The 21,648-nt window shown below is 35.8% G+C and carries 17 protein-coding genes; all 17 read left to right on the forward strand.

The genetic code is table 11. The features are described 5' to 3' along the window. Positions 1-33: 33 nt before the first annotated feature. Positions 34-402 (forward strand): helix-turn-helix domain-containing protein, encoded by a 369-nt coding sequence (locus UFO1_RS10690; protein ID WP_236639379.1) that lies wholly within the window; start codon positions 34-36, stop codon positions 400-402. 110 nt (positions 403-512) lie between these two features. Continuing rightward, on the forward strand, positions 513-932 hold the full coding sequence (locus UFO1_RS10695) for a pyridoxamine 5'-phosphate oxidase family protein (protein WP_038670649.1): 420 nt from the start codon (positions 513-515) through the stop codon (positions 930-932). 2,068 nt (positions 933-3,000) lie between these two features. After that, positions 3,001-3,360, forward strand: a complete 360-nt coding sequence (locus tag UFO1_RS10700) for a ParB/Srx family N-terminal domain-containing protein (RefSeq protein WP_051788897.1) — start codon at positions 3,001-3,003, stop codon at positions 3,358-3,360. Positions 3,361-4,366: 1,006 nt separating this feature from the next. Then, positions 4,367-5,257, forward strand: a complete 891-nt coding sequence (locus tag UFO1_RS10705; RefSeq protein WP_038670651.1) for a LysR family transcriptional regulator — start codon at positions 4,367-4,369, stop codon at positions 5,255-5,257. 166 nt (positions 5,258-5,423) lie between these two features. Then, positions 5,424-6,413, forward strand: coding sequence for a pyridoxal-phosphate dependent enzyme (locus UFO1_RS10710; protein ID WP_038670653.1), 990 nt, complete (start codon positions 5,424-5,426; stop codon positions 6,411-6,413). 56 nt (positions 6,414-6,469) lie between these two features. Beyond that, positions 6,470-6,850 (forward strand): RidA family protein, encoded by a 381-nt coding sequence (locus UFO1_RS10715; RefSeq protein ID WP_038670655.1) that lies wholly within the window; start codon positions 6,470-6,472, stop codon positions 6,848-6,850. A gap of 313 nt (positions 6,851-7,163) precedes the next feature. Then, entirely contained in the window at positions 7,164-8,672 is a 1,509-nt protein-coding gene (locus UFO1_RS10720; protein WP_038670657.1) for a sensor domain-containing diguanylate cyclase, read from the forward strand. Positions 8,673-9,176: 504 nt separating this feature from the next. Further along, complete coding sequence (gene pckA, locus UFO1_RS10725) at positions 9,177-10,754, forward strand: phosphoenolpyruvate carboxykinase (ATP) (RefSeq protein WP_038670659.1); 1,578 nt, start codon at positions 9,177-9,179, stop codon at positions 10,752-10,754. A gap of 57 nt (positions 10,755-10,811) precedes the next feature. After that, positions 10,812-11,861, forward strand: a complete 1,050-nt coding sequence (gene gap / locus UFO1_RS10730) for a type I glyceraldehyde-3-phosphate dehydrogenase (protein ID WP_038670660.1) — start codon at positions 10,812-10,814, stop codon at positions 11,859-11,861. A 357-nt stretch (positions 11,862-12,218) separates the two neighbouring features. Further along, complete coding sequence (locus tag UFO1_RS10735; protein ID WP_038670662.1) at positions 12,219-12,404, forward strand: hypothetical protein; 186 nt, start codon at positions 12,219-12,221, stop codon at positions 12,402-12,404. Positions 12,405-13,026: 622 nt separating this feature from the next. Further along, positions 13,027-14,403 carry a tRNA (N6-isopentenyl adenosine(37)-C2)-methylthiotransferase MiaB gene (gene miaB, locus UFO1_RS10745; RefSeq protein WP_038670665.1) on the forward strand — a complete coding sequence of 459 codons (1,377 nt, stop codon included), beginning with the start codon at positions 13,027-13,029 and terminating at the stop codon, positions 14,401-14,403. A gap of 73 nt (positions 14,404-14,476) precedes the next feature. Continuing rightward, entirely contained in the window at positions 14,477-17,065 is a 2,589-nt protein-coding gene (gene mutS, locus UFO1_RS10750; RefSeq protein ID WP_038670667.1) for a DNA mismatch repair protein MutS, read from the forward strand. Further along, positions 17,062-18,897, forward strand: a complete 1,836-nt coding sequence (mutL, locus tag UFO1_RS10755) for a DNA mismatch repair endonuclease MutL (protein WP_038670669.1) — start codon at positions 17,062-17,064, stop codon at positions 18,895-18,897. Before mutS ends, mutL begins: the two co-directional genes overlap by 4 nt. A gap of 16 nt (positions 18,898-18,913) precedes the next feature. Then, a complete protein-coding gene (locus tag UFO1_RS10760) occupies positions 18,914-19,699 on the forward strand; it encodes a class I SAM-dependent methyltransferase (RefSeq protein WP_038670671.1) in 786 nt (261 codons plus the stop codon). Between the two features lie 3 nt (positions 19,700-19,702). Continuing rightward, positions 19,703-20,647, forward strand: a complete 945-nt coding sequence (gene miaA / locus UFO1_RS10765) for a tRNA (adenosine(37)-N6)-dimethylallyltransferase MiaA (protein ID WP_038670673.1) — start codon at positions 19,703-19,705, stop codon at positions 20,645-20,647. A gap of 32 nt (positions 20,648-20,679) precedes the next feature. Further along, positions 20,680-20,943, forward strand: coding sequence for an RNA chaperone Hfq (gene hfq / locus UFO1_RS10770; protein WP_038670675.1), 264 nt, complete (start codon positions 20,680-20,682; stop codon positions 20,941-20,943). 99 nt (positions 20,944-21,042) lie between these two features. Beyond that, a complete protein-coding gene (locus tag UFO1_RS10775; protein ID WP_038670677.1) occupies positions 21,043-21,597 on the forward strand; it encodes an AAA family ATPase in 555 nt (184 codons plus the stop codon). Positions 21,598-21,648 lie beyond the last annotated feature (51 nt).

Genomic DNA, 21,648 nt, shown 5'->3' on the forward strand with positions numbered 1-21,648 from the left:
GTTCTTTTTTAGTAATGATTTATTATTTTAGGGGTGAAAATATTGAAAGTAAGAGAAGATTACACCTGTCCATTAGAACTGACACATGACATTACGAAGGGCAAATGGAAACCGATTATATTATGGCAGCTAAGGCTTGGTAATACATCACTTGCAAGCCTTGAAAAAAACATACAAGGTATTAATCAAAAAATGCTTATAGAACATATAAAAGAACTTTTAGATTTTGGGATGATAAATAAAAAGGTTTTTGAAGGTTATCCTCTAAAGGTTGAATATTATTTAACAGAGCGTGGAGAAAAGATGATTGAAGCTATCACCATTATGCAACATATTGGCATAGAGCTTATGCGGGAAAATGGAATGGAAGATTTGTTAAAGGCGAAAGGATTTATTGATTAATTAAGGCTTAAGAATACCCACAAAAAAGTGTGTAATTTACTACCTGACTGTGAAATGTTACCATAAATAATAAATGCCAAAGCAGGAAAATTCACAAGGAGGGTTTTAAGGTGAAAGATGTAGAGAATACAGTAGGTAACTTAATTGACAAAGTGGATGTTTCTTTTATCGGCTCTATAGATAGTGAAGGGGTTCCAAATATGAAGGCTATGTTACCACCAAGAAAAAGAGAAGGAATAAGGGGTATTTATTTTACTACAAACACTTCGTCTATGAGAGTAAGGCAGTATAAAGAAAACCCAAACGCAAGTGTATATTTTTGTGATAAACGCTTTTTCAGAGGAGTGATGTTAAAGGGAACGATGGAAGTACTTGAAGATAGGGATTCTAAAAAAATGATTTGGCGTGAGGGAGATACAATGTATTATCCTTTAGGTGTATCAGATCCTGATTATTGCGTTTTAAAATTCACAACACATAAAGGACGATTTTATAGCAACTTTAAGTCGGAGAATTTTGATGTTAATTAAAGTGGTCATTTTAAAAGGCTGAGGTCTGTAAAAAGAACTATAGCCTGGCAATATTGTTTCCTTTGCAGTTTGATTAATAGCGTGGCATGTCATGGAAGTAATTTGATGAGCTGGAAAGTCAGATAATGTATGGACTAAGATGAACTTCTTAGATGCGAAAAACATGACAGTGACACGCGAGTTTACATGAGATAAAATGATATTAGTAAAATTTATTAGTAATTATATGAGAAGGATTTACAGACTAATTATCTGCTACCTTCTCTTTTATTTTATTAGTTAAGAGGGATATCATAGAAACATGAGAAGAGATTAACAGATGGCTTTTTTACATAAAAAAAGTCATAGAATTATCTACTTACTCATAACTTATTATTAACAGCATTTTGTATAATAGTGAAGAGGGATCAATTGGTAATTTATGGGATTGTCGGTATTTGTTATAAGTGAATATTTTACCTTATTACTAGATTATGGTAATATGTAAGTGTAACCCTTATAAGATTGTCTCTGGAATTTATATTAGGAGGTGAGTTCATGAGGGAGTAGATTATGATGTGATACAAAAAATACTAACAGCAATTGCGACCCTCTTGGGAATACTAACAATGAGTATTGATTTTTATGGGAAAATAAAAAGCAAAAGAAGATCTTCAACAAGACGGAGAACCTATATTAGAAACTAAACCTGCGTGCTCTTTTTTAGATGAAAGATGTATGGGAAATATTGTATATGTCAATGCTATAAAAAATCAGACTATTACTAACTAATGTGCATATTATAATGTTGGAGGTGTAGCTATGATTTTTTATTTAACCTTGCTAAATATAGCTTTGATAGGGGTAAATACTCTAGTAACTTCTTGGTACATAAGTATACCAAATATAGTAGTTTCAATTATTATTATTACATTGGCTACCAAGAACTTATACAATAGGTACGTTAGTGATTAAATTAAATATGAAGATTATGTTATGCGCAAAACATTCTAAATAGAGAGCACTGCAAAAGTATCTAAAGAAGTTTAGAAATTTTGAGGCTCAACACTCAAGCATCCTTCGGGGTGCTTTTTATTATGTCTACCCATATAAAGGTAATAAGGTAAATGAATATTATCGTTTTCAAAGACAAAATGACTTCCGTTTTAATAAATTATAGAATCTGTTGAAAGTCACCCTTTCTAAATGGACTGTTTAATTAGTTTTGCATGATTGCTGACGTAGTATTGAATTTGGGATTTGCTTACCTGGTGTTGGACATTTTCTTGAATAATAGGGGGATATTTTCCTATGTTAATGCCACACCTTTGCAGGCATTTCTCATACTCACAGTGCATGAAATTTTAATATATGGATACCAAACCTGGCAGGAGAGTATATACACTCAGTCAGAAATAAGCAGATTTTCATCAACTTTACAGCCAGTACTAGCTAAGCCATTCCCCAAAGATGAGGAGGAAGTAGATACTAAATAAATCTAAATCGAACAGTAATCACGTTTTCAGAGGCACGTTTCAGTACTATACTTAAAGGCATCCTTAAAGGGGTGCTTTTTTTATGTTTAGCATTAGTTTAAACCTTTGGAATACCTTTAGAACACCTTTGGAGAAGTTCTAATATTACTGGCTTTATGCAATAGATAAGTGATAAATATTTAAGTAAGATAATTAAAGAAGCACCCTCGCGGTGCTTCTTTCTTCGTAAAAAAAAAGAACCACGTTTTGATGGAACGTGGTTGTAAGAGAAAGTGGGATTGGTTTAAGAATCAAAAATTATCAAAGCAAGAAAAAAGTAAAATAATGATGATAATTATAATAATAATCCATGCACCATTATTACCGAATTCCATAAGAATCCCTCCAATGATAACTTATTCTTCTTAATCTATTTTATGCAAACTCAACATAAGAGGTGTCAAAAATGAAATGTTTTTCAGACTGTGCGTGCAATCAAGAGAACGAATGCATCAGGGATACATACCATACTAATTATGCACGTTGCAAAGATAGAACCATACCAAAACAGAATAAGAAGAAACGGAATGATCTCACATTAAACGAGGTGAAGAATGACCAAGAGGATTAACGTAGAAGCCAGTGGCATACCAGTGTATTGTGCCTTTGATGATTTAGTAGATATAACAACACTAGTCTCAAACCCACGAAATCCGAACCAACATTCGCAAAAACAAATTGAATTATTGAGTAAGATTATAAAGAACCAGAGCTGGCGTGCACCAATAACGGTGTCGACTCGTTCTGGTTTTATTGTTCGTGGTCATGGGCGACTAATGGCAGCTCAATTTCTAGGGGTCACTCAAGTACCAATCGATAGACAAGATTATGCCACTGAAGCAGAAGAATGGGCCGACCTGATTGCTGATAACCGAATAGCGGAGCTATCGCAGATTGATGAAGGAGATTACTAGCAAGTTTATTAATTGGCGTCGATATCGATATTAAACCACTTGCAGAGATGTTGCAGCGAGATGGTCTATTCATTAACTATGATGATACTAACCGTAAAAAAGTACAATCTCATTTCCGATTGCCTGATATCTATGTTGGATATTCTAAAGACTTTAATCGAGCTACTGCTGAGACCGCTATGCTAATAACCTAGCAACAAGTGTTTATTCCCGAGCGCAACTCATTATGGTTTTTAATTACAAATATGTTTTTGGCTGACTATGAACTGAAATTTATAAAAGTAGAGCTAAAGGATCCTGAAATTAGCAATCCTGCCGATGTGGCAACGTTGCGGTTGTATATGATAAAAATAGTCCTAAGATAGTGTGGATGGGGAACGTTAGTGATAGCGCATGGGAATTATATAAATTAAATAAAAGTGTACTTAGACTATTTATGATATAGTTTGTGTTTTTCATATCCTGGGGAATATTATTGTTGATTCTTCGGGCGTATTTTAGGTAACGTAGAAATAAGGATAAACCCAGTCCAAATAAATGAAACATCTGATGTAGTAAGGGGTAACTTTTAGAGTTGCACCTTTTAATCTTGTTCAAAAGAAAGGATTCATGTTTCGATTTTGAAACTCGAAGGAACGGTTCTGTCGAGTTGAAAATCATTAGGATTGAATTGCCTGTTTTAATTGATTTATTTAACGTACAATAAATTTAGCCGTTAGAGATGATACGCAGAACCGTATCATCTCTAACGGCTAAAAGTGGACTACATCCTTGTAGCATAAGGAAGTGGTCCACTTTTTTATTGCAGAAAATATGTTTGCGAAAATCAGATCTTTGAAGCTAGGAGTGAGGCTTTAAGGTTTTGAAAAGCGTTATCTTGCTATGGTGTCTGATTGCGAGTAGACTATAATCAGACGCCTATTCATGATTTTTGATTGGAAGAAATGTAGCCTAAAGATGGTTAGATTAAAAATATGAAGAATTTAATAATATTATGAGGTGGAGTATGGATATTCAGCTTTTTCAAACATTTTTGTTAGTTGCAAAGTTAGGGAGTATTACGCAAACTGCTGAACAACTTAATTTCACTCAGCCAACTGTATCAGCACAGATTAATACGTTAGAAAAACATTTTAACGTATTATTGTTTGAACGTGTGAGAAAAAAATTATATATAACAGAAGCAGGACGCGAGATGGTTGTCTATGCGGAAAAAATGTTGAATTTATATAGGGAAATTAAAGAGACCATGAATTCCCATGCTATAGATAATAATAGGATTATCATTGCTAGTTCTACGCAATTGATAAATTACTTATTACCAGATATTTTACGGAATTTTCATGATAATAATCCCAATAATTATGTAAGTGTTGAAATTTGTCGCAATACAAAAGCCGTTGAGAAGGGGTTATTGGATAATACTTTTGATATCGGCATAGTGCATGATCAAATCGCCAGTGACCATTTGAAATATATAGAAATACTACAAGAGGAATTAATTTGGGTTGGACATAATGAACTAATAAAAAATGATCACATAGATCATTTTACGGATTATTCCATTATTCAATTTCGATTTGGTAGCGATATGAGGAGAAAGGTAGAAGAGGCTATTAAGGGGCATAAATATAGGCAGATGATTGAATACAGTGATGCCGAAGCAATTCTGCGAGCTGTAGCTGATAAGCTAGGAGTGGCTTTGCTTCCTCAAATTATGGTGCAATCCTTCTTAGATCAGGGGATATTTGTAAAGCTCACTCATACTGAACCAATCAAGTGTCCCATTTCCGTAGTCATTCATAAAAACAAAAATATTACGCCCAGTCATAAGTCCTTTCTAAATTCCGCATTTTCTTATGCACAAAAAGAACAATTACTGAACAAGTTAATCTAAATACAGAGCATTAATAAATAACATTTGGGAATGTACTAGCCGTCTCATAATTACATTCTATTAACTTAATAAATTATTACAGTTATATTTTTTGTGACAATTGTACTATGATTGGATTAAGGGTCATTTATGAAAAAATAGGTTGAATAAGGCGGTGCACTTTAGTATGCATTTTTATTGTTCTGTCTGTGAAAAGAGTTATCTGATTGAGGGTTTGGATTATCAGTGTGCGTGTGGCGGGCTTTTTAAATTGCATAAAGAAAAAGGAGAAAAAATTACCACAGAGGTATCATTAGGAGAAGTTAAAACTCCAATGTTAAAGAGAACACTGCAGGAGAAAGAAGTCTATTTAAAACTTGATTATATGCAACCAACAGGCTCTTTCAAAGATCGCGGCGCTTTTGCTATGGTTAACAAATTAAGAGAGCTAGGGATTAAAGAAGTTGTTGAAGATTCTTCTGGTAACGCAGGGGCAGCATTTGCAGGGTACTGTGCTGCGGCAGGAATAAAGTGCAATATTTATTTACCAGAAAACACATCACCAGGAAAGATTAAACAAATTAGTGCTTATAAAGCAAATGTAGTAAAGGTTCCAGGGACACGTGATGACACCGCCAAAGCAATATTAAAAGCAGCAGAACGCACTTATTATGCTTCACATGTATATAATCCCTTGTTCTTTGAAGGTACTAAATCACTTGCCTATGAGATTTATGAACAAATCGGCATTCCTGATTATATAGTAGTGCCTGCTGGTAATGGAACGATGCTACTCGGGATTTATAAAGGGTTCAAAGAAATAGGACAACTTCCTCGTATTATTGTTGTGCAAAGTAAAAACTGTGCTCCGATATTCAGCAAATTTAAAAAACAGCCAGTTAGTGAAATGAAATCAACTGCAGCGGAAGGAATTGCTATTCAGCAGCCAAAAAGAATCGACGAAATGATAGAGGCTATAAAAGACAGTAAGGGGGATATCATTGCTGTAGACGATGAAGAGGTAATAAAGGCTCAGGAAATGCTTGGTGAAATGGGAATTTATATAGAAGTAACTTCAGGGGCAGCTGTCGCGGGAATGTTACAATATTTTAAAGATGGATATGATAATAGACTTACGATTGTTGTTCCTTTAACTGGTATGGGACTAAAGAAATAATAATGGTAAAAGTAATAAAAATTTTTATTATCGGGAGAATATAGGAGGTATGCTGCATGCAAATCGTTAGTACGCCCCATTCTCGTGAGTCCAAGGGGCATTATTCACCTGCGGTAATACATGGTGATCTAGTGTATGTATCAGGCCAATTACCAATTAACTACGCCGTAGGTGAAACGCTACCTGCTGGTGGAATTGAAGAGCAGACGCGACAGGCCTTGAAAAATCTAGATGATATATTAAAACAGTGTGGAAGCAATAAACAACAGGTACTTAAAACTACAGTATATATTCCAGATATCACTTATTGGCCAGTTGTTAATGAGATATATGCGGAATTCTTTGGAGATCATAAACCATCTCGGACGATAGTGCCAACTAATACACTTCATTTTGATGCAATGATTGAAATAGAAGCGATTGCCTATATTTTATAGGCGTGATTACAAGATTTATGGTTAATTTAAGTGCATGGATTTCGCGTTATACCCGATACGCAGAACCGTATCATCTCTAACGGCGAAAAACTATAAGAAAGACACAGCCTATCCATTAGTGGAGCAGTGCTGTGTCTTTTTTTGTAAACAATTGTTGCAAAATATGGTATTTTAATTGTAGAATAGCAGGGATAAATGACATCAGTGTGTTTTCACAAAAATTTTAGACTTGATCCTTGCAAACAAGAGATAGTTTATAAATAGTCGATCTTTATATAATTTAGGTGAAAAAATTTAAAATTGGAGTGATTAAATGCGTTTTTTACACAAATGTACGCTATTATTCGGTACTTTGATTATTATTAGTAGCTGTATTCAATTTATTGTTTTTGATAGATTTTTTCTGGCTGCTACTGATTCTTTATTGTTGACAATTAATGAAAAGGCTGCGAACAATAGTAGTTCACAGCTTTTAACATATTTTAAAAAAATTGAGAATTCATTAAGAGTTATTGCCTCGGATCCTAGAATTAGGAAGAATCAGGAACTTCTTAATGAAATTGCTACGATCATTCCTGAAGTAGATGTGATTGCAATCCTTGATAAACAAGGCGATATCTCACTTGCCAGTGGAACTACTCGTAATGTTTCTGGTTTGAATTTGTCACAAAGATATTACTTTCAACAAGCGATTCAAGGTAAAACATACATAAGTGACGTATATACGAGTCCCAGTGGCCGGAAAGTTATTTCAATCGCGATTCCTATTATTGAAAGCGGTAATATTGAAGGAGTGGTTGTCGGAGTAGTTCAATTGCACGGAGATATTCTGGCATCCATGTTTGACAATAAATCATTTGGTCGGGGAGGATACATTGCTATTTCAGACAGACAAGGAAATATAGTTTATCATCCAAATAAGGAACGTATCGGAAAGAAAAATGTGATTTTTGACAAGCTGCAGGGGGTGACAGGTTCGGGAATCATGAAGGATCTTTCTGGCTTCGATCGTTATATTGGATTTAGCAAGGTTTCTGAATTAGACTGGATTGTTAGTGTAAATACACCTACTACCGAGATAATGCAAACTCGGAATATGATAATTTACGAAATTCTAACGATATCATTGTTGGCTATTCTTGTAATTGTTGCATTTGGTACATACACAGTGCGACAGTATACTAAGCCGATAGATAAACTAATTGAGGCGTTTAACTCTGTAAAAAAAGGAGAATATAAGCAAATTGCTTCTTATAATTATGCTACTGAATTTGATGAAATGATTCAAGTATATAACAACACAATTATAAAACTAGAAGAAGTCCATGCTACATTAGAAGGGGTAGCTGACTTTGATGGGTTAACTGGAGCTTATAATCGGAGGGCTTTTGATAACATGTTAGGGGCGCTTACTAGTGAAGTAGAATCTCACTCATTAGAAACTCTAGGAATTATGCTACTGGATATTGATAACTTTAAGTGGTTGAATGATACATATGGTCATTTAGCAGGGGATGACATATTAAAGAAACTTACCGTAATATTGCAATCAATCGTAGCAGATCAATCTGTGTTCCGGTTTGGCGGAGATGAATTCGCGATTATCTTGAGGAATATCTCCTATGAGACGTTAATGTCCTTTGCAGAAGAAATTCGTTTGGAGAGTGAAAAGGCATTAAGCGGCTGTACAGTAAGTATAGGCATTGCAATTTGTCCTGAAGATACGGATTCTATAGAGAAATTACTGGATTTTGCCGATAAGGCACTCTATATTAGCAAAGAAACCAAAAATAAAGTAGCAGCATATGGAATCAGCAAATAGCAAGCATTAAGACTGACTTAAGAATAACTGTAGATAAACCTTTTATAAATGCTTCGTAACAATTGATATATAAAAACACAGCCCATCATCCATTCATGGAACAAAGCTGTGTCTTTTCTGTGTGATCATATTTTTGCAAAATATGGTATTAAATTGAATAGCAAGTAAAGAATATGTAAGATTAAAAATGAGAGAAGTGTATCATTGAGATATGCCGAATTGCGGCTTCATTAGGTGTAAAGGTGCCGGTGAGTTGCAGAGCACACGAAGAACTAAAGCGTAAGATCCATGACGCACGTCAGTAATAAATTACAAGTACAATGAAGCATCGAGGTCAGCGGACAAAAATCCGCTGACCGTTCTTTTATACTATTAATAAAACAGAGATTAAGAAAGTATTTTTCCCTTTATACTAAATAAAATAAATACGATAGCGGGATGCTTTTTGTCCCGCGATATGGTATAATGCACAATGTATCCAAGATAATATATAGGGAGGTACTTATGGAGAGAATAGGAGAAAATAACTACCTCGATATTACAGAGGTAGCCAGTAAAGTATATTATAATCTGCCGCCGACGCAGCTGGTAGAAGAAGCCATTAGCCGTAATGAGGGGCAGCTTACTTCTACAGGAGCGTTGCGGGTTACTACTGGCAAATATACTGGACGTTCGCCTAATGATAAGTTTATTGTGGATTCGCCTGCTGTACATAGTGATATTGCCTGGGGCAACAATAAAGCTTTTAGCGGTAAACAGTTTATCCAGCTATATAATCGCATGATGGGATACTTACAAAATCGGGAGATATTTACATTTAGTGGCTATGCAGGAGCTGATGAAGAGCATCAGGTAAAAGTACAGTTTATTAATGAATTTGCTTGGCAAAACCTTTTCGTTCATCAACTATTTATTCGTCCTGAGCCATTGCAGGAAACGGGAAAGCCTGATTTCACGGTGATTTGCCTGCCTAACTTTAAAGCGGTACCGGAAATCGACGGTACAAATTCCGAAGCTTTTATTGTCCTGAACCTTGAGCAGAGGATAATACTAATTGGGGGAACTCATTATGCTGGTGAAATGAAAAAAGCTATTTTTACAGTCATGAATTTTTTGTTACCTAAACAAGGTATTCTTTCTATGCATTGTTCCGCTAATATGGGAGAAACAGGAGATACCGCACTGTTTTTTGGTCTGAGCGGAACTGGTAAGACTACGTTGTCGGCTGATCATAATCGTCGTCTGATCGGAGATGATGAACATGGCTGGAGTAACCAGGGTATTTTTAATATTGAGGGCGGATGTTATGCTAAGTGTATTAAACTGAGCCAGGAAAATGAACCACAGATTTGGGACGCTATTCGTTTTGGCACAGTGTTGGAGAATGTAGTTGTGGATGAAGAGAGTCGTGCGGCGAATTATGATAGTGTAGATTTCACTGAAAATACTCGTGCCGCCTATCCTGTTCATTATATTGATAATGTTGTGGTCCCAGGTGTGGGAGGGCATCCTAGCACCGTGATATTTCTAACGGCAGATGCCTTTGGAGTATTACCACCGATTGCTAAGTTAAATAAGGAACAGGCTATGTACCATTTCTTATCAGGGTATACAAGTAAGCTTGCGGGAACAGAGAGAGGCGTTACCAAACCAGAAGCAACTTTTTCTGCTTGTTTCGGAGCTCCTTTTCTCCCATTATCTCCTTTGGTTTATGCAAAAATGCTGGGAGAAAAGTTAGAACAACAGAATACCAATGTTTTCTTGATTAATACTGGGTGGTCAGGAGGACCATATGGTATAGGAAAAAGAATGAATTTAGCTTATACTAGAGCCATGGTGACAGCAGCTATTGAAGGGAACATGAATCATGTTTCCTATGATCTAGATCCGATTTTTAATGTTTATGTACCCAATACATGCCCTGGAGTGCCAGAAAATATACTTAAGCCTCGCAATACCTGGAGCGATGGAGTATCCTATGACCGCCAGGCTAGAGAGTTGGCAGCTTTATTCAATGAAAATTTCACTAGATTTTTGGAAGATATCCCTGAGGGAATTGCTCAGGCGGGTCCCAAAGGGTAATAATAATGGAAAAACTCTTGTAGCTTAATCGTATACTTTGTTTTAGGGAGGCAGAACATGACAATAAAAGTAGGAATTAACGGTTTTGGGCGCATTGGGAGAATGTGTTTAAGAGCGGCGTTAGAAAATGAGAATATAGAAGTTGTCGCCGTTAATAGCACGTCAGATAGCATCTCATCAGCTCGCCTTTTAGAATATGATTCAATACATGGCAAACTTAATAAAGATATTAAAGCAACTGAAGATGAAATCATAATTGATGGACATCCTATAAAAATAATTTCCGACCGCAATCCTGCTAATCTTCCTTGGGGAAAACTTGGAGTCGATATTGTTATTGAATCTACAGGGAAATTTAATTCTAGTAAGGATTGTGAAGTTCACTTGAGAAATGGTGCTAAAAAAGTTATCATATCAGCACCAGCTAATGACTCCACTCCTATAATTGTTCTGGGAGTTAACGAAAATATTTATCAGCCTACAGTCCATCATGTGATATCTAACGCATCTTGTACGACAAACTGTTTAGCTCCTATTATCAAAGTAATTAATGATAATTTTGGAATTACCAATGGTTTAATGTCAACCGTTCATGCATTTACCACCGATCAACGAAGCTTAGACAATAGTCATAAAGATCCGCGCCGATCAAGAAGTTGTATGCAATCGATAGTTCCAACATCGACAGGAGCTGCAAAAGCAATTGGCCTTGTAATACCTGAGCTAAAGGGAAAGTTAAACGGAGTTTCCCTACGTGTTCCAGTACCAAATGTATCCTTGGTCGATTTAGTTGTCGAGCTGGAGCAGGACGTAACCATTGAGAAGATCAATGATGCTTTGCGTACTGCCACTAAAAGTTCTATGATGGGTATTATGGAATACTGTGATCAGCCCCTCGTTTCCGTTGACTTTTTGGGCAACAAGCACTCGGCCATTGTAGATGCGCTATCGACATTGGTTATTGAAAAGCGAAAAGCAAAAATTCTTGCATGGTATGATAATGAATGGGGATACTCCTGTCGTGTTGTTGAACTGGCACAACACATTGGTAAAATGCTGCATAAAGAAGAAGTCAGAAATGTCGAAACAAAAGCTGTAGGATACTAATAATAACGGGAGTATTTACCGATAAAATAAAGGAGTGACCTTCTTGAAGGTCACTCCTTTATTTTATATAGTTTAAAAGCTGGTAAGTCTCTTTTTTTACTCGTGTATGATCATCAAGATTAATCAGCATAAGAATATTTGTAGTTGTTTTCTGGGGGGAAGATGGGAGGTTCTTTAAATGTTATATAGTTAGGGTAATAAATAACAAATAATATATATGTATTTAATCAGGGTGAAGGGTAAAGCTATTTATCAAAGGTAATATAAAAACCACAACTGAAAGGCGAGATAAACTTTATTGTAAATCGAAAGTAATAGCACATATTAAAACATTTGAAAAAGGGGGAGAACTATTAAGTGGCAGAATTGAAACTTAGGGTAGTAGCTTACGAGAAGCAAAAAGACATGCATCATTGTATTGAATTACCAGATGGGTCAACTGTTGATAATGCTATTAGCGAAGTTGTTGAAGGACAGGCTAAGTATGGATCAGCATGGATTGAAATATATGAGAATGGAAATTGGGAGAAATATTTAGATTAATAATTAGGCCGTCCAATAGGACGGTTTTCTTGTATGTAATAAATGATCGATTTGATAAATATGATATAAAACCATAAACGATAGTAATTATCATTTACAAATCTAACGTTACTAATATATAATAAACATATAAAGATGATTCCCTTTTAAGTCAAGAACGAAGAACTAAGGGGATGAGTATAATGACAACAAAAAGCATTTGTCACGATGGTCACTGTCAACCCATACGTAAGGAAAATAAAGCAGGAGATTCTAAGCTGACATCTGTGGGACCTTTCATAAATGGTGCCTTTATCTTATTCCTAATTACCTTAATAGCTTTGGCTATATGCGAAGCCTTAGTGGAGATTTTTACGTATAGGTGAAGGCTAAAAAATTCTCTAAGCTTAACAGCTTGGGGAGTTTTTCATTATATTCGCATAATTGCTGCTAGGTACTATCCATTGGTTTGGTCACTAGAGGGCTACCCTGGTTTCGAAGAACGCAAATTTATTTTAGGTAATGATGGTTAGATGGTTTATTGTTCATTATGAACAGTTTACCTTTTGTTTATTTGATAAACATCCTCATATCAGATATAATATTGAGGATATAATAATGAATTTACAGGAGTTGATATATAATGTCAAAACCCGATCAATATAATACACAGAGATCATCAACAGAAGGAAAGGATTCCAAACAGAAATTCTTCACAACTTATACTTACGGTTGTCAAATGAATCAGCATGATTCTGAACGGTTAGCTGGACAACTTAAAAGCATTGGTTACGAATATACAGAGGAATTAACAGAAGCTAGTTTTATTTTAATTAATACTTGTTGTGTGCGAGAAAGTGCTGAAAAGAAAATCTATGGTAAGATTGGAGAATTGAAGAATTTAAAAATAAGCAATCCAAGTTTAATTATTGCTATTGCTGGTTGCATGGCCCAAAAGGATAGAGAAAAGCTATTTAAAAAAGCGCCTCATATAGATATAATAATTGGCACACATAACGTGCATCAATTAGTGGATCTTGTAAAAGAAGTAGAAGATTCGAAAAAGCATGTATTAGCAGTCTGGGATCAGGCAGAACAATTAGCACCTGATGTCCCTACGATAAGAAGGGGAACAGTTTCTGCTTGGGTGCCTATTATGTATGGTTGCAATAACTTTTGTACTTATTGTATTGTCCCTTATGTGCGTGGGCGTGAGCGGAGCCGTCCTTTGCAGGATATTGTACAAGAAATCCATCAATTGGGATTGGAAGGATTTAAAGAAATCACATTATTGGGGCAAAATGTAAATTCCTATGGTAAAGATACAGAGGAATATGGAGATTTTGCTGATTTACTCCAAGCAGTAGACAAGGTGGAAACAATAGAACGTGTTAGGTATATGACCTCACACCCTCGTGATATAAATGACAAAGTAATAGAGACCATATTAAACAGCAAAAAAATATGTGATCATTTTCACTTGCCTGTTCAATCTGGTAGTGATACTATTTTAAAACTAATGAATAGGGGCTATACAACAGATTATTATCGTGAATTAGTAAAAAAAATACGAAAGGCTATTCCACATGCAAGCCTTACCACAGATATTATTGTTGGTTTCCCTGGTGAAACAGAGGAATTATTTAACGAGACTCTTGCCTTCATCAAAGAAATTGGCTTTGATGCTGCCTACACTTTTTTATATTCAAAACGTTCGGGAACACCTGCAGCTACAATGTCTGAACAGGTACCCTTGGCGACAAAAAAAGAAAGATTGCAAAAATTAATGGACGCGCAAAATGAGATTAGTTTAGCAATTCATCAACGCCTCGTAGGTCAAACACTAGCTGTTATTGTAGAAGGTGCTAGTCCGCGAGATGAAAATAGGCTTACAGGACGAACCACTACGAATAAAATTGTACTATGGGACAAACAAGGCACTGAGAAGATTGGCCAGTTAGTGAATATAAAGATTAATACGGCACAAACTTGGATCTTAAAGGGACAACTTGTAGACTAATGAAAGTTTACTTTAGGAATAATGGACTTTTATAAAAGAGTTATTCCTAAAATCTAGAAAGGAGATTCTATTTATGACAGTAAAGTATACCCCCATGATGGAACAATATTTAGAAATTAAAAGCCGGCATCCGAATGAAATTTTATTTTTTCGTATGGGCGACTTCTATGAAATGTTCTTTACGGATGCAGAATTAGCATCCCGCGAGCTAGAAATTACACTTACAGCAAGAGATGGTGGGCAGCGCGTTCCCATGTGTGGAATACCTTACCATGCGGCAGATAACTATATCGCTAAGTTAATTAATAAAGGTTATAAAGTAGCAATCTGCGAACAAGTAGAAGATCCTAAGCAAGCAAAAGGCATTGTTAGGCGTGAAGTAGTTAAAATTATTACCCCGGGAACAATCATTGCTGAGAATCTTCTACCCGGCAATAGCAATAATTACCTTGCAGTACTTTATGAAGAAAATGAGGAACTCATTCTCGCTGCGACAGATATTTCGACTGGGGAATGTCTTTGGGCATCTTTTTCTGGATCTCAGCGATTAATTGCCCTTTATGATCAATTATTTCGGCTGATGCCCACTGAGTTAGTATTAGCAAGTAAAATAGAAGAGGTTGAAAAGCTAAATGCCTTTATTAGTAATCGTATTCCTCAGTGCACACACACGACTTTAAAAATAGATAACTTACAATTAGCTAGCGAACTGCCAAAACAACATTTTAATAAAGATGATTTGCCGCAACAAGAGATAGCTCTAACAGCGATAGGTTTTTTACTTTACTATTTACACCAGACTGTAAAAACAGATTTATCACATATCAATAGATTGATAAAATATAATGCATCGGAATACTTAATGATTGACTCAACGAGTATGCGGAATTTAGAAGTAACACGCAATGTAAGAGATGGTGGCAAAAAAGATACTCTACTTGCTGTTTTAGATTACACTAAAACAGCAATGGGAGGCAGACTGCTAAAGAAGTGGTTAGAATACCCTTTGCTGAATACTACCCATATTATACAGCGTCAAGATTCTATTGCTGAACTATTAGATAAGACTCCATTACGTCAATCTATTTATGAAGCCTTAGCCAATATTTATGATCTTGAGCGTATCTTAACTCGGATTGAAGTTGGCACGGCAAGTGCGCGTGATTTAACGGCATTAAAATCCTCATTAGCCGTATTACCAATAATAAAATCTCATATACAAAGTGCCAGTACTGTATTTTTAAGTAATTTGCATTTTTACCTACATACCCATACAGATTTAGTGACTTTGATTGATATGGCTATCGTTGATAATCCGCCTTTTTCCGTCCGTGAGGGCGGGTTAATAAAGCAAGGCTATGATTTAGAATTGGATGAATTACATGCTCTATCTCGTGATAGCAAACAGTTTGTGCAAAACATTGAAACTAGAGAACGAGAAGCTACTGGAATTAAATCTCTCAAGGTAGGCTATAACAAAGTTTTTGGCTATTATATTGAAGTTACTCATTCTCATACGGCATCTGTACCAATTACTTATATACGAAAACAAACGTTAGCAAATGCAGAACGTTATATTACCCCTGAGTTAAAGGAATTTGAAACGAAGATTCTTGGTGCTCAAGAAAAGATTGTTACGATTGAATATCATTTATTCTCCAAAATACGAGACCATATTAAGAGTCACATTAAGGAGATCCAAGAAACAGCTAGGCAATTAGCTCAATTGGATGCGATAATTAGCTTAAGTGAAGTAGCTTTTCGTTATAATTATAGCAGACCGCAAATAACCCAAACTAAAGAAATTACGATAAAAGACGGACGTCATCCAATTGTAGAGCGGTTATTGCAGCGGGAAATGTTTGTACCCAATGATTGTGAACTCAATCATCATAGCAGTGAAATCATGATTATTACTGGGCCTAACATGGCAGGAAAATCTACGTACATGCGTCAAGTCGCATTACTGGTACTCATGGCACAAATAGGTAGTTTTATTCCCGCCCGTGAAGCTACAATTAGCCCTGTAGATCGAATCTTTACTAGAGTAGGTGCTAGTGATGATTTATCCACTGGACAAAGTACTTTTATGGTAGAAATGAATGAAGTCGCTCAGATTCTTAAGCATGCTACTAACCAAAGTTTAATTATCTTGGATGAGATTGGGCGAGGAACGAGTACCTTTGATGGTATGAGTATTGCCCGTGCAGTTATCGAATATATTAAAGAGCGTATTAAAGCAAAAACCCTATTTGCCACACACTATCACGAGCTTACGGAATTAGCTGATTATAATAAAACCGTCAAGAATTATTCAGTAGCTGTAAAAGAGCGGGGAAGCGATGTCGTTTTTTTACGTCGTATTATCCCTGGTGGTGCAGATAAGAGTTATGGTATTCATGTAGCACAATTAGCTGGCTTACCGCAAAAGACGATCAAAAGAGCCCAGGAACTCTTATTAGAATTAGAACAAAATCATTTACAAGCCCAAAACAATCCCTTAGCCTCGAGTACTCCAGAGACGCTACCAATGTCTTTATTTACCTCATCAACTGTAGATGAGTTATTAACAATAGACATTATGACAATCACTCCTATAGAAGCTATTAATATTCTCTATCGTTTACAAAATCAGGCAAAGCAGGAGTCTGGTAAATTATGAATACTGTAAATCGTATCCATGTGTTAGATGAAAACACAGCAAATAAAATAGCGGCTGGAGAAGTTGTTGAGCGCCCGTCTTCTATTGTTAAAGAACTTGTCGAAAATTCTATTGATGCCAAGAGCAGTAATATTGAAATTGAAATTGCTGAGGGTGGGACTAATTTTATTCGTATTACAGATGATGGTATAGGTATGAGTTATGAAGATGCACAGCTTGCCATATTACGTCATGCTACTAGTAAGATTAGGGCAGCGGAAGATTTATCAAGCATTTCCTCTTTAGGATTTCGCGGTGAAGCTCTTCCTAGTATTGCTGCTGTATCAAAGTTTTCATTAACCACACGTCTTCATAATGATCAACCAATGGCTACTTATGTAGAGGTAACAGGGGGCGTTACTACGGATATCCGTGAGGCAGGTGGTAATGTCGGTACTACTATTATTGTGAAAGATTTATTCTTTAATACTCCAGCTCGTAAAAAGTTTTTAAAAACGCTTTCCACTGAAAGTTCTCATATTCACGACATCTTAATGAAACTAGCCTTATCAAATCCTAATATAGCTTTTAAGCTGATTAATAACAATCGATTGGTTTTATCTACACCTGGTAATAATCAGCTACATGATACTTTAACTAGTTTATATGGGCAAAAAATATCTCCAGATCTCTTACCCATTGCTTATGATAATACTGTAGATAATATTAAAATTTCGGGTTATTTATCCAAGCCAACATTACTCAAAAGTAGTCGGCAGTGGCAAACTGTAATTGTGAACACAAGGGTCATTAATAGCCGATCTATAGCGAAAGCCTTAGATAATGCATATCACTCTTTATTGCCCAAGAGCGGTTACCCCTTGGCTGTATTAAATATTTCAGTTCTTACCGATACAATTGATGTAAATGTACATCCGCAAAAAAGTGAAATCAAATTCAGCGATGAACAAAAAATATTCAGAGCTGTGTATAAAGCAGTAGTAGACGTATTGTCAGCACCTCATAATCCTAGCCAACTGGCAGCTACTGTTGAGCTTAGACCTAACTCATATCATTCTGCTCCCAATCACTATGGCAGTCAGGATTATAAAAAACCTTCCTATGATAGTTTACCTTTCCATGTAACAACCTCTTGGAAAGAGACGCCACTTCCCTTGACAGCAGCGAGAAATATAATAGAACAGGAGGAAAGGGCTTTTCTAGATGCGCCAGAAACTCCTCTGTCTCAGGATTCAAATATTCTACATCAATTTCAAGAAGAACAATTTACTTTGTATCCTCTTGGGCAAGTTGATGATTGTTTTATTATAAGTAAAGGACCAGACGGTTTATATATCATTGATCAGCATGCAGCCCATGAGCGAATACTTTATGATAAGATGAGTCAATATAAGGATCGTATACCATCCCAACAATTACTCGTACCCTTATTCATGGACTTTGATAATGCTGAAATTAATACGATTACGGAGTATCAAGAGACTTTTTACAAATTAGGATTTACTCTAGAGTTGGTAGGGCCTAATACGATGCGCCTATCAGAATTACCAAGCGATATTCCCTTATCGGAAACAGAATCTTCAATAAGGCAAATATTAGAATCCATACAAAATATGCACAATCCAAGTGCGCAAGAATTGCGTCATAGCTGTCTGCAAATAGCTTCTTGCCGTGCTGCGATTAAAGCAGGAGAATCACTTAATATGCGACAGATGCAAGCTTTAATTGGAGAACTTTGTAATACTAACTTGCCTTATACTTGTCCTCATGGAAGACCAGCGATGATCCGTTTTAGTCCTAAAGATTTAGATAAAATGTTTAAGCGAACATAAAGCATAGGTGGAAAGAATGGACTTAATAGTAACAACGATACAATCTCCATCCCAAGCGGTAGAAGAATTGGCACTTCAAATTGCCTCAGTATTGCAAATTCCTTTTGTTCCTCGGGAGAGATTTTCCTTAATAGCGTTACGAAACAACTATCAAATCGATAATATAGTTGTCGTAACTAAAAATGGTCCCGTAGTCCATACGTTGGGCGGAGAGTATTTTTTTCACTTAAATATGGCGGAATTACGTATAAAAAATATAATAAATGGTAAACATGACCATATGGTTGCAGCCATGATGCTAACAGCAGGTATGTCAGTGTTAGATTGCACATTAGGTCTAGCGACTGATGCAGTAGTAGCTAGTTTTGTAGTGGGGCAAACAGGTAAGGTTGTAGGCTTAGAGTCTTCGCCAATAATAGCTTTTATTGCCAATTATGGCTTGCAAAATTTTACTCATGATAACCTAGATGTTACTGAGGCGTTGCGCCGTATTCAGGTACAGCGAACACATTGTCATGATTATCTTATTAATTTGCCTGCAAATAGTTTTGATATTGTTTTTTTTGACCCAATGTTTCGCCAACCGATTCATAGTAGCTCCAATCTAAAACCACTGCGCTATTTAGCAAATAACCAACCTATAGCAGAAAGTGCTCTAACAGAGGCTTGCCGAGTGGCAAAAAAAAGAGTCGTTATAAAAGAGACAAATCACAATAATGAATTTGAACGCTTAGGAGTAACTACTATTTGTGGCGGAAAATATAGTAGTATTCAATATGGCGTTATTAAGGTGGACAACTAAATTATGGAACGTATGATTGCTGTTATTGGACCAACTGCTGTGGGTAAAACAAAAGTCAGTATTGACTTAGCAAAGATACTACATACCGAAATTATTTCTGGGGATTCTATGCTAGTTTATAAAAATATGAATATTGGGACTGCCAAACCAACAATTGAAGAGCAATCTAATATTCCTCATCATTTAATAGATTTTCTCGAACCACAAGCAGAGTTTAGTGTAGTGGATTTTATAGAAATTGCTGCAAGCCATATTCGAATGATAAATCAGCAAGGAAAAATCCCCATTTTAGCAGGTGGCACCGGTTTATATGTTAAAGCATTACTTGAAGGTTATCAGTTTAACCCCACACCAAGCGATGAGAACTTACGTGCAAAACTTGATGCATTAGCAAAAGAACATGGCAATCAATATCTTCATGATGAATTGACAAAAGTAGTTCCAGAAGCTGCAGCACGTTTACATCCGAATGACTTACGTCGTGTTATTCGGGCTCTAGAAATATTTTATCTGAGTGGCGGCATCGTATCACAAGAGAAGCTCATAGAGGAACATAAGCTTCTTTACGATGCTGTTGTAATTGGACTCACAATGGAAAGGAGTCTATTATACGAAAGGATTAATCAACGAGTTGACTTAATGATTTCACAGGGCTTGGTTGATGAAGTTGCTAGTTTATTGGAGAGTGGAGTCTCGATCAAGTGTCAGGCTATGCAAGGAATCGGTTATAAGGAAATTGTTAGATACTTGAACAAAGAAATTGATTTGCCTATTGCAATTGATAATATTAAACAGGCAACGAGAAATTTTGCAAAACGTCAACTTACTTGGTATCGTAAAATGCCTTATATTATATGGTTTGACGTTAATAAGTTTGCTAATCATCAAGATATGCTGGAAAGTATTTACAGAGAAATTGCAGGAAAATTCCAAAGTAAAATAGAATAATCAAATAAAATAATAATCGGAGGGGTTTAACTATGATAAATAAAGTTATTAATTTACAAGATAGTTTTCTAAACCAAATCCGCAAAGAAAATAATTTACCTGTAATTATTTATCTTATCAATGGTTTCCAGCTAAGAGGTGTTGTTAGGGGATTTGATAACTTCACTGTTATTATAGAAAACGAAGGTAAGCAGCAATTGGTATATAAACATGCGATATCAACAATAACTCCGTTAAGACCGATCAATGCTAATTTTCATGAAAAGAAAGACGATACTAAAATAGACAAACAGTAAATAAAAGGTGATAAAAAAGTCTAAGCTTTTTTATCACCTTTTATTGTCTTTTGCGTATAATAAATATCACCTATAGCCCTACGGTGAGGTGATGTTAGAATGTCTTATGTTTGGCCGCAAGATGTGTTAACAGCCGTTGAGAATGGTGAGATATCTGTTACCCAAGCATTTAAATCTCTTCAGGAAATGGATAATAAAACAACTTATCACAAGGTTGATACTAGACAAAAGAGGATAGAGGAGATTTTATTCGAGTTAGATAATTTGATTGGACTCTTTGAAGTAAAAAAATTAGTAAGGGAAGTTTATGCCTTTATTGAAATTCAGCGCCGCCGTGCACAAGAAAAGTTAAATACTGAGCCTCTTGTATTACATATGATTTTTAAAGGAAATCCAGGAACAGGTAAGACTACTGTTGCTAGAATTCTCGGTAAAATTCTTCGTGAAATAGGGGTTTTAAATCGAGGACACCTGATTGAAGTTGAACGAGCGGATCTTGTAGGTGAATATATCGGGCACACTGCTCAAAAAACACGGGAACAATTAAAAAAAGCATATGGTGGTATTTTATTTATTGATGAGGCATATTCCTTAGCTCGGGGCGGTGAAAAGGATTTTGGTAAAGAGTCTATAGATGTTTTGGTAAGTGCATAAGTGCAAAGACCTAAAAGCCATGATACCATATAAAATATGGTATCATGGCTT

Origin of the sequence: Pelosinus sp. UFO1, assembly GCF_000725345.1 — a bacterium.
Classification (GTDB): domain Bacteria; phylum Bacillota; class Negativicutes; order DSM-13327; family DSM-13327; genus Pelosinus.